Origin of the sequence: Sphingobium fluviale, from assembly GCF_004122115.1 — a bacterium.
GTDB classification, from domain to species: domain Bacteria; phylum Pseudomonadota; class Alphaproteobacteria; order Sphingomonadales; family Sphingomonadaceae; genus Sphingobium; species Sphingobium fluviale.
This window is the reverse complement of sequence record NZ_SBKP01000010.1, coordinates 12,922-25,962: the sequence shown is the minus strand read 5'-3', so window position 1 is coordinate 25,962 and position 13,041 is coordinate 12,922. Positions and strand designations below refer to the sequence as shown.

12 protein-coding genes are annotated in these 13,041 nt (G+C 62.1%); 3 read left to right on the top strand and 9 right to left on the bottom strand.

Annotated elements, in window-relative coordinates; all coding sequences use genetic code 11:
• Position 1 precedes the first annotated feature (1 nt).
• The 3 genes from EQG66_RS10650 to EQG66_RS10640 are packed head-to-tail and all read right to left on the bottom strand — an operon-like array spanning position 2 to position 3,484.
• The gene (locus tag EQG66_RS10650) at positions 2-916 is read right to left on the bottom strand and encodes a sulfite exporter TauE/SafE family protein (RefSeq protein WP_129404571.1); all 915 of its coding nucleotides are present in this window, start codon (positions 914-916) and stop codon (positions 2-4) included.
• A 53-nt stretch (positions 917-969) separates the two neighbouring features.
• Positions 970-2,100: a hypothetical protein gene (locus tag EQG66_RS15600; protein WP_245988034.1), complete on the bottom strand. Its 1,131-nt coding sequence runs from the start codon at positions 2,098-2,100 to the stop codon at positions 970-972.
• The gene (locus EQG66_RS10640) at positions 2,078-3,484 is read right to left on the bottom strand and encodes a glycosyl transferase family protein (RefSeq protein ID WP_129404642.1); all 1,407 of its coding nucleotides are present in this window, start codon (positions 3,482-3,484) and stop codon (positions 2,078-2,080) included. The genes EQG66_RS15600 and EQG66_RS10640 overlap by 23 nt, the downstream gene beginning before the upstream one ends.
• A gap of 152 nt (positions 3,485-3,636) precedes the next feature.
• Between EQG66_RS10640 and nhaA the strand changes: the two genes are divergently transcribed.
• Complete coding sequence (gene nhaA, locus EQG66_RS10635) at positions 3,637-4,875, top strand: Na+/H+ antiporter NhaA (protein ID WP_129404570.1); 1,239 nt, start codon at positions 3,637-3,639, stop codon at positions 4,873-4,875.
• A gap of 56 nt (positions 4,876-4,931) precedes the next feature.
• On the opposite strand, the gene EQG66_RS10630 is transcribed toward nhaA, so the two are convergent.
• The 5 genes from EQG66_RS10630 to EQG66_RS10610 all read right to left on the bottom strand — a co-directional run bounded on the left by EQG66_RS10630 (position 4,932) and on the right by EQG66_RS10610 (position 10,592).
• The gene (locus EQG66_RS10630; protein WP_129404569.1) at positions 4,932-6,203 is read right to left on the bottom strand and encodes an SAM-dependent methyltransferase; all 1,272 of its coding nucleotides are present in this window, start codon (positions 6,201-6,203) and stop codon (positions 4,932-4,934) included.
• A gap of 89 nt (positions 6,204-6,292) precedes the next feature.
• Positions 6,293-7,363 carry a 2-oxoacid:ferredoxin oxidoreductase subunit beta gene (locus EQG66_RS10625; protein ID WP_129404641.1) on the bottom strand — a complete coding sequence of 357 codons (1,071 nt, stop codon included), beginning with the start codon at positions 7,361-7,363 and terminating at the stop codon, positions 6,293-6,295.
• A 5-nt stretch (positions 7,364-7,368) separates the two neighbouring features.
• Positions 7,369-9,252: a 2-oxoacid:acceptor oxidoreductase subunit alpha gene (locus tag EQG66_RS10620; RefSeq protein WP_129404568.1), complete on the bottom strand. Its 1,884-nt coding sequence runs from the start codon at positions 9,250-9,252 to the stop codon at positions 7,369-7,371.
• 147 nt (positions 9,253-9,399) lie between these two features.
• Positions 9,400-10,311 carry a pirin family protein gene (locus EQG66_RS10615; RefSeq protein ID WP_129404567.1) on the bottom strand — a complete coding sequence of 304 codons (912 nt, stop codon included), beginning with the start codon at positions 10,309-10,311 and terminating at the stop codon, positions 9,400-9,402.
• On the bottom strand, positions 10,308-10,592 hold the full coding sequence (locus EQG66_RS10610; protein WP_129404640.1) for a BolA family protein: 285 nt from the start codon (positions 10,590-10,592) through the stop codon (positions 10,308-10,310). Before EQG66_RS10610 ends, EQG66_RS10615 begins: the two co-directional genes overlap by 4 nt.
• Before the next feature lie 43 nt (positions 10,593-10,635).
• On the opposite strand from EQG66_RS10610, the gene EQG66_RS10605 reads away from it, so the two are divergent.
• The gene (locus EQG66_RS10605) at positions 10,636-11,259 is read left to right on the top strand and encodes a J domain-containing protein (RefSeq protein ID WP_129404566.1); all 624 of its coding nucleotides are present in this window, start codon (positions 10,636-10,638) and stop codon (positions 11,257-11,259) included.
• Between the two features lie 33 nt (positions 11,260-11,292).
• Positions 11,293-12,297, top strand: coding sequence for a cobaltochelatase subunit CobS (gene cobS / locus EQG66_RS10600; protein ID WP_129404565.1), 1,005 nt, complete (start codon positions 11,293-11,295; stop codon positions 12,295-12,297).
• 111 nt (positions 12,298-12,408) lie between these two features.
• On the opposite strand, the gene EQG66_RS15595 is transcribed toward cobS, so the two are convergent.
• Positions 12,409-13,038 carry a PEPxxWA-CTERM sorting domain-containing protein gene (locus EQG66_RS15595; protein WP_245988032.1) on the bottom strand — a complete coding sequence of 210 codons (630 nt, stop codon included), beginning with the start codon at positions 13,036-13,038 and terminating at the stop codon, positions 12,409-12,411.
• Between the last annotated feature and the right edge of the window lie 3 nt (positions 13,039-13,041).

Here is a 13,041-nt window from a genome sequence, read left to right as displayed (position 1 = left end):
CTCAGCCCGGCTCCAGCGTATAAATCTCATCCGGTCGCCAGCCCAAGCCCAGCGCCATGCGGATCGCCACGACCAGCACGATAAACGCAAGGATGATGCGCAGATATTCGGGCCGCACGGTACGGGAGATGCGTGTGCCAAGCTGAGCACCGGTGACACTGCCGACCAGCAGCAACAGCGCCAGAACCAGATCGACCGCTTTTGTCGTCACGCTGTGCACCAATGTCGTTGCCATCGTCACGAACAATATCTGAAACAGCGATGTACCCACCACCACCTGTGTCTGCATGCCAAGCAGATAGATCATGGCCGGCACCATCACAAACCCGCCACCCACGCCCAGCAGCATCGTCAATATGCCTGTCGCCATGCCGAGCAACAGTGGGGCGAGCGGAGAAATATACAGGCCCGATTTATAAAATCGCCAACGCATCGGCAGCGCCGTTACCAATGGATGATGCCGCCGCTTGGCAGGAGGGGCTGCCAGCCCCCGCTTGCGCCGCACCAGAGCCTGAACCGACTCCCATGCCATAAGCCCGCCGATGGAACCCAACAAAAGCACATAGAGTATGGCAATCACCGTATCTGTTTGCCCCACAGACTGCAACACGCTGAAAAGCCCGGCACCTATTACCGCGCCCACTACACCGCCAGCCACGAGCACAGCGCCCATACGCAGATCCACAGTGCCGCGCGAGAGATGGGCGAACACCCCGGAGACACTCGCCCCGGTCACTTGTGTCGCAGCAGATGCCGCCGCCACAGTAGGCGGAATCCCGTAAAATATCAGCAGTGGTGTGGTCAGAAATCCGCCACCCACGCCAAACATGCCTGAAAGGAGCCCCACTATGCCACCCAGCCCTATAATCACCAGCATGTTGACGGGCAGATTGGCTATAGGAAGGTATATATCCATGCCCAATCCTTTACCGCAATTTGGAGAGCGGGGAACCTATTTACGGGAGGTGTTCAAAAATCGCTGGCAAGGGTGACGGATGGACCAGAACCTGGTCGCGCCTGCCCGGCGATTCGCTGACGCCATTCCAGCACCAGTCGGGGGCTGGTCGCGCCAAGCGGCAAACGCGTCTCTATCATCGGGCCGATGTCGAGGCGGGCCACATTCGGCTGCGCGCCTCCTGAGAGGCTAAAACCAAGCCGCGTCCGCTCTGCACGATCCAGCGGAAGGCCGAACGTGAGGCGGCCATCGGCAAACAGATCTTGCCGTGACAAGCCGACTACGCCCGCCTGTGCATAGCCTTCTGCTACGACCGGACCGAAAACACGGGTGGGATTAAGGCCACCGGCCGCGATGAGCGCAAAGGCATTGCGTCCGCTCTGTTCCAGTGCAATCCGGCGCTCAATGCCGAGCCTGAGCGGCGCGCGACCTGAAAATGGCTGCACCGCAATGCCCAGCGCAGCCTCGCTCTGGTGCGGCGTGTCCAGCGCAGCAGACATCCGGCCATAGACCGCCACAGGCATGCTGTGTTTACCTATACTCAGTCTGGCAATCCGCCGGTCGATCCGCACACCCGCCTGCGCAGCCCCAAGCTGCCCGGCGCCGTTAAGCGCAGCACCACTGCCCTTGCCGCGCCAGAACAGCCATGCCGACCCGCTCCAGCGCGGTTCGCCCTCAGATGCGGCAGGAGGAGGCAACAATGCAGGCAGTGAGACCCGCTGTAAGACAGCAGAGCTTGATGGCGCCCTCGCGTTTTCGGCCATGGCTTGACGCGGCTTCTGCTCTGCGTCCGGCTTAGTGCCTGCCGCGATATGGATGATCGGCGCGCGATCTATCCGCGCAACCCAAATACGACGAGACCGCATAACGGGAGCACGGTCAATTCTTGCCACCCATACAGGCCTGGCATCCGCCACCGCCTTGCCCTGCGCATACCCAGCCACCCTGTTCAGCAGTTCATGTGCCCCGGCTGCTGTGGATGCCATAGGCAACGCACGACCCTGTTGCGCGTTCCAATCCCCCATCAGCGATGAGGACGCAGCAATGCGCCCGCCTATCCACAGCATCAGCACCGCCGCCAGAAAGCGCAGTGGCATGCCCCTCGGTGCGCGTTGTGCAAGATCATGTTCCAGCGTGGCGTCCATACAAATCCGCCTCTGCAGGGAACCGATGTCGTGTTTTTTCCCATATCACCTGGCCACCGCGCAATTGTGCTATATACACCGCCATTGCCCGCCGTGCCGCCAGCATAGCGATGACATTGCAAACGATCACACGAGGGATCGCGCGCAACCCCTCGCGCCAGCCATAAGTGCGGCCGGTCCAGTATGCCCGGATGGCCAGACGCCAGATCATCAACGCTGCGGTGGCCGTCAGCGCCGTATCCAGCCATTCGGGCATATGTGGTGCCGAGGCGATCCCCGCCAGCGAGAGCATCAGCGCGGCGCCATAGCCAATGGTCGCGCAATAGGCGGCGAACAATACCAGCGCAGACAGGCTGGTGCGCCGGTCATGCAGCCGCATCCATCGCTCGCGCCAGTGTCCGCTCCAGCCGAGGCGATCCCACCCCGCGAGCGAGATACCCGTGAGCCAGCGCGCTTTCTGTTTTACTGCGTCTTTTACGGTCTCAGGGAAATGCTCCTGCGTACAGATTAGTTGCCCTTTGGAGTCCTGCATCGAAACGAAGACGGTCCGGCCCTTGCGCTCGGCAATGCGCAGGCCGATCTCATAATCTTCTGTCAAAGAACCGGCATCAAATGGCTGCCCGCCCCGCTCCTCGGCTATAGCGCCGATCATATCGCGCGCGAAGGCGCATCCCACCCCGGCAGATGGCACAGCCGCGCCAATCGCCTCGCGCAGGATCAGGTGCTTGCCATGCGCCTCGGCAAATTCATCCGCATAATGCGCCGCAACCCAGCGCGAACGGCTGGAAAGCAGCGGCATCACCGGAAGCTGGACCATATCGAAACGGTCAATCATCGTATCAAACAGACGGATCTCGTCGGCATGAACGACATCTTCCGCATCATGCAGCACCACCGCCTTGAAGCGCCGCCCCCTCGCCTTCTCCTCGCGCACCATCGCTGCCCAGACATGGTTGAGGCAATCGGCTTTTGTGGTCCGTCCATCATGGGGGAGGACTATGGTGCGCACACGATCATCCGCCTGTGCCACGGCGGCAACCTCCCGGATAGTTTCCGGGTCATTGGGGTAGGTGCCGACAAAGACCGTAAAATCCGCCACCGCCCAGCGGGTGAGGCACGTGCGCAACATAGCGCCAATGACTTCGGATTCGTTCCACGCCGGTATGAATATCGCGACGGTGCCGGGTCTCTCGGAGGGGGGAAGGCTGGCCCCGGTCATCCGCGCATGGCGGGAATAGACAAAAACCCGCCGCCATGCCGCGCGGCCCAGAAAGGCAAGATCAAACAGAAAATCATCCAACCCGCCGATCAGCAGGCCGACAAGTGCAAACAGCAACAACTCATAATGCAATGCAGCGACAATACTCGCAACGCTATCCAACAATCCCAAGCATGCCCCCTTTGCATGGAATATGGCTTTTTCGATTGCGGCCCGCGATTCGGTTTTTTTCGTGATATCGTATGCGAGCGCCTGCTCAAACTCGGTTAACCTTTGCCCGGTTTGACCGCATAAGGAGGAACAGATAGGGTAATGTCATGACCCGCGCATTTGCTCACCCATCCGCATTACGCGCCTTTTTGACAGGAGAGGCGGCTGGCGGGCTGTTGCTAATCGGCGCAGCGGCGCTTGCTCTGTTGCTCGTCAATAGCGGGATCGCCGGGGCAGATCTTTATCATGCCATAATCCATATGCCGCTGGGCTCGATGAGCGCGGTTCATATCATCAACGATGGCTTGATGGCGCTGTTTTTCATGGCCGTTGGCCTCGAAATCAAGCGTGAATGGCTGGACGGGCGCCTCTCAGGCTGGAACCGCAGGCTATTACCCGCGATCGCCGCGACAGGAGGCATGGCGGTGCCGGCGGCTGTATATATGGCGCTGGCGGGTGGTGAGCCGGGGCTGGCGAGAGGCTGGGCTATTCCAGCGGCGACAGACATTGCCTTCGCCCTTGGCGTATTGGCGCTGCTTGGCAAGCGCGCCCCTACGTCGCTCAAATTATTGCTGACGACCATTGCGATTGTGGACGATATTGGCGCGGTCGTTATCATTGCCTTTTTCTATACAGAAACGCTGCATGGCGGGGCGCTGGCGTGCGCGGCAGCGATCTTCGCGGTAATGATGATTCTCAATCGCAATAAAGTGACGGCCTTGCCAGTCTATCTGGCGCTCAGCCTTGCCCTGTGGGTGGCGGTTTTGATGTCCGGCGTACACGCAACCATAGCCGGGGTACTAGCGGCGATGGCGATTCCCATTCGCCTGACGCCCGGCACACCCGACGCGGCGGACAGCCCCTTGCACCGGCTGGAGCATGCCCTGCATCCGTGGAGCGCATACCTCATCGTGCCGTTGTTCGGCTTTGCCAATGCGGGTGTGGACCTGCGCGAGGCAGGCCTTGACGGGCTTTCCGCGCCACTTCCCATCGCCATCGCCGCCGGGCTGCTGATCGGCAAGCAAATAGGCATATTCGGCAGTATCTGGCTATGTGTGCGCAGCGGGCTTGCGCCGATGCCGCGGGGGGCCACATGGGCGCAGATATATGGCCTTTCCCTGCTGTGCGGCATTGGGTTTACGATGAGCCTGTTCATTGGCGCGCTCGCCTTTCCAGCCGCGCCAGAGCTGATAGAGCAGGCAAAGCTCGGTATTCTCGCGGGGTCGTTTCTCTCCGCACTGGCAGGCTATATGCTGCTGCGCCTCGCGCCGCAGCACCCAAACCATGCCGAGATCGAAGCGGCACTGGACCGCGAAATAGAGGCCGATGGAGACGCATCAGCATAGCCAGACGCGCAAGCATGCTGACACATGCATACCCATCTGACTGAAATCGCCCTATGTCATGCTGCGGGCTTCACCAGCGTCACCTGCGCCACATTGATGCCTCCGCCAGCAAAGCCGCCCTCGCAATACATCAGATAATAGCGCCACAACTTGACGAAGCGTTCGTCAAACGCACGGGGCAGATGCCCGCCGTCCACAGCTGCTTCAAACCGCTCTCTCCACAGGCGCAGCGTGGTGGCATAGTGCATACCAAAATCGCGCTGATCCAGCCACTGTAGCCCCTGCGCCTCTGCCAGCGCGCGAAAGCGGCTTTCCGAGATCAACATGCCTCCGGGGAAAACATAGGTCTGGATGAAATCGGCGCTCTGGGCATAACGATCAAACAGCGCGTCATCGATGCTGATATACTGCACCACCGCGCGCCCACCAAGCCTCAACAGCCTATGGATCGCGGCAATATATTCCGGCCAGTATCGTTGCCCTACCGCTTCCACCATCTCGATGCTGGCGATCGCGTCATATTGGCCGCGCACATCGCGATAATCACGCAGGTAGACAGCCGCCCTGTTGCGCGGCAGGCGGGTGCGCACCCATGCGGCCTGCTCATGCGAGAGGGTGATTCCATCATAATCTATATCGGCCCGGTCCAGCGCCCGCTCTGCAAGCGCACCCCAGCCGCAGCCTATTTCCAGCAGCCGCTGCCCGCCTTTCAGGCTCAGCCGGTCCAGCACCGCATCATTCTTGGCGATCTGTGCGGCAGCCAGCCCTTCATCGGGATGCTCAGGATCGTCAAACAGCGCGGAGGAATAGTTCATGCCCTTGTCGAGCCACAGCCGGTAAAAATCGTTGCCGAGGTCGTAGTGCGCAGAAATATTGCGCTTTGCGCCCATACGGCTGTTGCGGTGCAGCCAATGAAACATGCGCATGGCCCAGCGCAGCGGCCCATGCGAGCGGGCAACGCCACCCAGAGTTCTGCCATTTGCCATGAACAGCGCGAACAGGCGCTCTGGCGCAGGGCTGCTCCATTCACCCAGCTCCCATGCGCGATACCAACCGACCGAACCAGCCGTAACCAGCCGCGCCAGCGCCCGCCAGTCGCGCAGATGCACCTCGCAGACCCAGCCCTGCGCTCTGCCGCCCAACACGCGGAAGGTGCCATCGGGCAGCCACGCTTCCAACCGCCCTTGTTCCAGCCGCTTGTCTATCCGGTCTAGCAGCGCATGCCCCATCCGCGCCATCACCGCCCGGCTCAATGGCAAAGGCGCACGAAAGCGGCGTTTGCCCGCCTTCACAAGATGTTGGCCTCTCCGGGGGTCAATCGCGTTCATGAGTCGCAGTTCTGCAACATTCATGCTGCGAGGGCAATTAACCTTTGTCGGGCGGGTGAGCCATCCTGAGACAGATGGACGCCGGGCCGTTACAGTTCGTGCCCGCTGCCCGCGCTGCCTGCGTCCGCCGCTTCAGTTTCCGGGCCGACCACCCAGGTCTGGCCCAACGAGAGCAGCTTTTGCAGGTCGGGCGTCTTGCCCTTGGCGGCGGCTTCGTTTTGCGCGATCACGCCTTCCTCAAAGCTCGGCGCGGGGTCATCATACAGCACGCCCAGCGCCATCGGGAAGGCGCCGAAGGGCATCTCGACCAGCATATGCGCGATCGAGCGGTTGCGCACATCGTGCACGATCACGCCCGCCGCCTGCCAGTCTCCGTCCAAGACATCGACGACCTTGAGGCACAGGTTCTCGCGGTCTAGCGCGATGCCCTTGACGCCGCCGGTCTTGTCCGACCCGAACAGCATCGGCTCGCCGTCCTTCAGCCAGAGCTGGCGGTCCTCCGCGCCCTTGGGGGCGGCGAAATCCTCGAACACGTCCTTGTTATAGACGATGCAGTTCTGGAAAATCTCGACGAACGCCGCGCCCTTGTGGGCATAGGCGGCCTTCAGCACATCGGGCAGGTTCTTCGACACATCGAACCCGCGCGCCACGAAGCGCGCACCCGCGCCCAGCGCGAACGCGGCGGGCTTGGCGGGATGATCGACCGAGCCATAGGGCGTGGAGGGCGACTTTGTGCCCTCACGGCTGGTGGGCGAATATTGCCCCTTGGTGAGGCCATAGATCTCGTTGTTGAAGAGGAGGATCTGGCAATTCAGGTTACGGCGCAGCACATGCATCGTGTGGTTGCCGCCGATGGACAGCGCATCGCCATCGCCGGTGATGATCCACACGTCCAGCTCCGGGTTGGCGAGCTTGACGCCCGTCGCCACCGCAGGCGCGCGGCCGTGGATAGTGTGAAAGCCATAGCTCTCAACATAATAAGGGAAGCGCGAGGAACAGCCGATGCCGGAGACGAACACGGTATTCTCCGGGCGCGCGCCGATCTCCGGCAGCGTGCGCTGCACGGCTTTCAGGATCGCGTAATCACCGCAACCAGGGCACCAGCGTACTTCCTGATCGGTCTCCCAATCCTTGGCGGTCATCTTCTGCGGAGGGGTCATGTCGTTCACTTGAGAAGCTCCTCGATGGCGGCTTCGATCTCCGCGATGCGGAAGGGCTGGCCGGAGGTTTTGTTCAATGGCCGGGCATCGACCAGATACTGATCGCGCAGCACGGTCTTCAACTGCCCGGTGTTCATCTCCGGCACCAATATCTTGTCATAGCTCTTGAGCAGATCGCCCAGATTATTGGGCATCGGCCAGATGTGGCGGATGTGGATGTGGCTCACATCCTGCCCCTTGGCGCGCGCGCGCTTCACGGCCTGATGGATCGGCCCGAACGTGCTGCCCCATCCGACGACGGCGAGCTTGCCGCCGGCCGCACCCTGCTCGACCGTCTGATCGGGGATGCTGTTCGCTACGCCGGCCACCTTGTTGCGACGAATGTCGGTCATCGCCTGATGGTTGGCGGGTGAATAGTCGATATGGCCGCTGTTCTGCGCCTTCTCGATGCCGCCGATGCGGTGCATCAGGCCAGGGGTGCCGGGCTTGATCCACGGGCGCTTCAGCTTTTCGTCCCGCGCGTAAGGCATCAGCCCGCCTTCCTGCGCCTGTTCCATAAACGCGACCGGGAACGGCGCGAAGCTGCTCACGTCCGGCACCTTCCATGGCTCAGCAGCGTTGGCGATATAGCCATCAGACAGCAGGATAACCGGCGTCATATATTGCGTGGCAATGCGGCATGCCTCTATCGCGCACTCGAATGCGTCGGCGGGCGAGCGCGCGGCGATCACGGGCAGCGGCGCGTCGCCATTACGGCCATAGACCGCCTGATAAAGGTCCGACTGCTCGGTCTTGGTGGGCAGGCCGGTCGATGGCCCGCCGCGCTGGACGTTGACGATGACAAGCGGCAGCTCGGTCATGATCGCAAGACCCATCGCCTCGCCCTTCAAGGCGATGCCGGGGCCGGACGAGCAGGTTACGCCCAGCTGCCCCGCATAGCTTGCGCCGATGGCCGAGGCGATCGCGGCGATCTCGTCTTCCGCCTGAAAGGTGGTGACGCCAAACTCCTTCAGCTTTGACAGCGAATGAAGCACCGCCGACGCCGGGGTGATGGGGTAGCCGCCATAAAACATAGGAAGCTGAGCAAGCTGCGCACCCGCGACAAGGCCATAGGCGATAGAGTCGGCGCCGGTGATGGTGCGATATAGCCCCTGCGGCTGCGGCGCGGCGGCGAGGCTGTATTGCGGCAGGGTTATGCCCTCCGCGCCGATCTCCGCCGTCTCGCCATAGGCATGGCCTGCATTGAGCGCGGCGATGTTGGCCTCCGCCAGCTCAGGCGCCTTCGCGAACTTGGCCTTCAGCCACGCGATGATCGGTTCCCGGCTGCGGTCAAACATCCACAGCGCGAGGCCCAGCGTCCACATATTCTTGCAGCGCAGCGCCTCCTTGTTGCCAAGGCCGAAGGGCTTCACGCTGTCCATCGTGAGTTGGGAAATATCGAACGACAGCACCCGCCATTGGCCAAGCGAGCCATCCTCCAGCGGGCTTACCTCATATTTTGCCTTCTCAAGGTTCCGCTTTGTGAACTCGCCGGTGTCGGCGATGATGAGGCCGCCCGGCTTCAAATCCTTGACGTTGGTCTTCAATGCCGCCGGGTTCATCGCCACCAGCACATCGGGCGCATCGCCCGCGGTGGTGATGTCGGACGAACCGAAGTTGATCTGGAAAGCCGAGACGCCGAACAAAGTGCCTTGCGGCGCGCGAATCTCGGCCGGGAAATCGGGGAAGGTGGCGAGGTCATTGCCCGCCAATGCCGTCGACAGCGTGAACTGACCGCCGGTAAGCTGCATGCCATCGCCACTGTCACCTGCAAAACGGACAACGACGGATTCGGGAGAAAGAGCCCCCTCGGTTGCGCGTGGGGTCAAGATTTCAGCGGCGCTGGCCATAGGTTCGGATATCCTCTGCACCCCTGGAGGGGCCATAATGCGTCACTTCCTACGACAGTCGCACAAAAGCCGCAAAGTAGAAAAAGAGTCGGGGGCGGATAGCAGGGGTTTTACTTGCCCGAAACGGCACAGAAACAGAATATGCGCTCAGGGATAGCTGACGGTCTTGGGGCGGCCATGCGGCAGCGGGATATACTCCAGATTATCGTCAGGTATCAGGGGGAAGCGCATCGCCTCCCAATCCTGGCGCGCCTGAACGATGCGATCCTTGGATGACGAAACGAAATTCCACCACACATGGCGGGGCGTGGCAAAGGCCTCGCCTCCGCACAGCATCACGCGCGCTCCGTATTGAGACCGCAGCGTCGCCGCGACGCCCGGACGGAGCACATGCAGTGCACCGGGCGCAAGCGCGTCTCCGTTCAGGCTCGCGTCCCCACTCAGCACATACAGCGCCCGCTCGTCCGCCAGCGCGTCGATCGGGATGGCCCCACCCGGCTCCAGCGCGATATCCGCATAGATGGTGCCTGCATAGGTGGTGACAGGCGCTGTCTCGCCCCAGAGCGTACCCATTATGATCCGCGCCTGCGCTCCATCACCGGCAATCACCGGCAGGCGGGTTTGCGGAACATGCTCGAAGGCGGGGTCCCGCTCCTCCTGCCCATCGGGCAGGGCGAGCCATGTCTGGATCGCCCACAGGTCTCCGCCCGCGGCGCGCGCGTCATCGGGGGACCGCTCGGAATGGACGATCCCGCGCCCTGCGGTCATCAGGTTGATGGCGCCGGGCTCAATCAGCTGCGTGCTGCCCAGCGAATCGCGGTGCACGAACGCGCCCTTCAGCATATAGGTGACGGTGGCGAGGCCGATATGCGGGTGCGGCCGAACATCAATGCCCTTTGACGGCGCGAGCGTCGCCGGGCCAGCTTCGTCATAAAACACGAACGGGCCGACCATCGTGCGCGCCTTCGCGGGCAGGGACCGGCGCACGGTGAAATCGCCCAGATCGTGGCTCGACGGGATCAGAGTCTCAAGGACCGGGCCTGATGGCGGAGAAGTCATTCCCCCGGCGCCAGCGCGCGGATCGACAGCGCGTGAATCTTGTCCACCAGCAGCTCCCGCAACGCATCGTTCACCAGCCGCTGCCGCGCCACCCGGTTCGCGCCGATGAACGCTGTCGACACCAGCTCCACCGTGAAATGGCTCTCGCCAGAGGCATCGTGCCCGGCATGGCCGCGATGCTTCTCACTGTCGTTGATAATGAGGAGATGCGACGGATTGAGCGCCAGACGCAGGCGCGACTCAATTTCTGTGGCGACCGGGCCTTTCGCTTGGCTATCCATCCGCCCTATATAGGCGTTTTGCACCTGCCGGGATAGCCTCAACTTGCCTGCCGAAACCGATCCGCCGCGCCGCAGCACCCGTTTTCATGGTCGGGTGGAGGGCGCAGCGCAGCATTGCGCCGTGGAAGGCTGCCCCTATCCCGGTGAGTTCCGCGCGCCTGCCGCGCGCGATCTTGATGCGCCCGCAGACCGCCCGCCGCAATGGCGCTGGCTCTGCCTCGATCATGTGCGCGAGTTTAATGCGGGGTATAATTTCTTCTCCGGCATGTCCGCAGATGAAATCGCTGCTGCCCAGCGGCCTTATGCGGGGTGGGAGCGCGAGACGCGCGCCTTCTCGTCCAACGCCCATCCGCCGGGGCCGAAATGGGCGGACTTCACCGATCCGCTGGACGCCATCGGTGCGGGCTATCGGCAAAAGATGGACGCGATGCGCGCCGAGATGGCCTCCCGGCAGGACGGCAAGCCGCTGTCCCCGGAAGACCGCAAGGCGCTGCGCGTGATGGAGCTGGGCACAGACGCGGACCGCAAGGCGCTGCGCACCCGCTACGCCGCGCTGGTCCGCCGCTATCACCCGGATCACAATGGCGGGGACCGATCCCACGAAAAGGCGTTGCAGGATGTGATCGCCGCCTATACGCACCTGCGAAAGGCTCCCGCTTTTGCGTGAGTCACCCCTGTTTCAATGCTTCAAGGCCGACTGATGACCGACATACCCAACGCCAACCCCGATATGCGCAGCGAAACGCTGATGGAAGCGCCGGACAAACAGGTGAGCGCGCGCGAGCTGTTCGGCGTCGATGTCGACATGATGGTGCCCGCCTTCTCCGAGGCAGACGAGCGCGTGCCCGATCTTGACCCGGCCTATGTGTTCGATGCCGACACCACGCTCGCCATCCTCGCGGGCTTTGCGTTCAATCGCCGCGTCATGGTTCAGGGCTATCACGGCACCGGCAAATCGACGCATATCGAACAGGTTGCAGCGCGCCTCAACTGGCCGTGCATCCGCATCAACCTCGATGCGCATATCAGCCGTATCGATCTGGTCGGGCGTGACGCGATCGTGCTGAAGGACGGCCAGCAGGTGACGGAGTTTCGCGAGGGCCTGCTCCCCTGGGCGTTGCAGCGGCCGGTGGCGTTGGTGTTCGATGAATATGACGCGGGGCGGCCTGACGTGATGTTCGTGATCCAGCGTGTGCTGGAGACGGACGGCAAGATGACCCTGCTCGATCAGAACCGCGTCATCCGCCCGAACCCATGGTTCCGCCTGTTCGCCACCGCCAATACGGTGGGGTTGGGCGATACGTCGGGCCTCTATCACGGCACGCAGCAGATCAACCAGGGCCAGATGGACCGCTGGAATCTCGTCGTGGCGCTCAATTATCTGCCCGCCGAGGTGGAGGCGCAGGTCGTCCTCGCAAAATCCGGCGAATATGATCATGCGGGCGGCCGTAAAGAGGTCGAGAACATGATCAAGGTCGCAGAACTGACGCGGCAGGGCTTCATCAACGGCGATATCTCGACCGTGATGTCTCCGCGCACCGTGATCAGCTGGGCACAGAACGCGCTGATTTTCAAGGATGTCGGCTTCGCCTTCCGGCTCTCGTTCCTCAACAAGTGCGATGAGGCGGAGCGCGCGCTGGTGGCGGAATATTATCAGCGCGTGTTTGGGAAAGACCTGCCGGAAAGCATTGTGGGGAAGGCTTGAACCCCACAGCCAGCCCGTCAGCGCGCGTCGTTATAGCCGCTGTCCCCACATAAAAAGGCGGCAGCCTCCCATGGAAGCAGCCGCCAACTCTATCTGCTGTGAAAAGGTCGCTCAGACCATCGCGTAGCCGACCCGCACCTTGGCCTTGCCACGGCGCATCGCCGCGCCGATGCCGCCAAAACCGAGGATCATCAGCGCCCAGGTCGCCGGTTCCGGCACGGCGCCCGCCGTTCCAGTCGAGAACAGGGTCAGTGTCGAGCTGGCACCGAAGTTGAGGTTGATCTTGTCGAGGTTAGTGCCTGCGTCGAAATAATAGAATGCGGTCGAATCGCTCTTGTCGCTGCGCGTGTTACCCGCGACGTCGCTGGGCGAGCCCTTGCCAGCACCGTAATGGATGCCGATCAGGGTCATGCCATTGAGCTTGGTGCTGAAGGGCAGAGCGGAGAAATCCACGCTCTTGGCCCCGTTGAGGTTCGAGTTCGTCGTGAACGACCCAAATTGGAAGGTCGAGACACTGAAGGTCGTACTGCCCAACAGACCGTTGAGGATCGGCACAAGAGTGCTTTTGCTGGCCTGATTGAGCAGGTTGCCCTGATAGAAACCCGAACAACTCTGGCTGGAAAGCGCCGGAGTCGCGTTAATGTCTGTCATGGAGCAGGCGGGCAGGACCGTTACGGCCTGTGCCGAGGGAGCCATGAAGAAGGCCCCGGTAAGGGCGGTGCTGATCAAAAGCTTGCGCATGTT

Excerpts from the sequence above, each read along its gene's own strand:
- EQG66_RS10650 (WP_129404571.1), bottom strand. The coding sequence starts at position 916 with ATGGATATATACCTTCCTATAGCCAATCTGCCCGTCAACATGCTGGTG.
- EQG66_RS15600 (WP_245988034.1), bottom strand. The coding sequence starts at position 2,100 with ATGGACGCCACGCTGGAACATGATCTTGCACAACGCGCACCGAGGGGC.
- nhaA (WP_129404570.1), top strand. The coding sequence starts at position 3,637 with ATGACCCGCGCATTTGCTCACCCATCCGCATTACGCGCCTTTTTGACA.
- EQG66_RS10630 (WP_129404569.1), bottom strand. The coding sequence starts at position 6,203 with ATGAACGCGATTGACCCCCGGAGAGGCCAACATCTTGTGAAGGCGGGC.
- EQG66_RS10625 (WP_129404641.1), bottom strand. The coding sequence starts at position 7,363 with ATGACCCCTCCGCAGAAGATGACCGCCAAGGATTGGGAGACCGATCAG.
- EQG66_RS10620 (WP_129404568.1), bottom strand. The coding sequence starts at position 9,252 with ATGGCCAGCGCCGCTGAAATCTTGACCCCACGCGCAACCGAGGGGGCT.
- EQG66_RS10615 (WP_129404567.1), bottom strand. The coding sequence starts at position 10,311 with ATGACTTCTCCGCCATCAGGCCCGGTCCTTGAGACTCTGATCCCGTCG.
- EQG66_RS10610 (WP_129404640.1), bottom strand. The coding sequence starts at position 10,592 with ATGGATAGCCAAGCGAAAGGCCCGGTCGCCACAGAAATTGAGTCGCGC.
- cobS (WP_129404565.1), top strand. The coding sequence starts at position 11,293 with ATGACCGACATACCCAACGCCAACCCCGATATGCGCAGCGAAACGCTG.
- EQG66_RS15595 (WP_245988032.1), bottom strand. The coding sequence starts at position 13,038 with ATGCGCAAGCTTTTGATCAGCACCGCCCTTACCGGGGCCTTCTTCATG.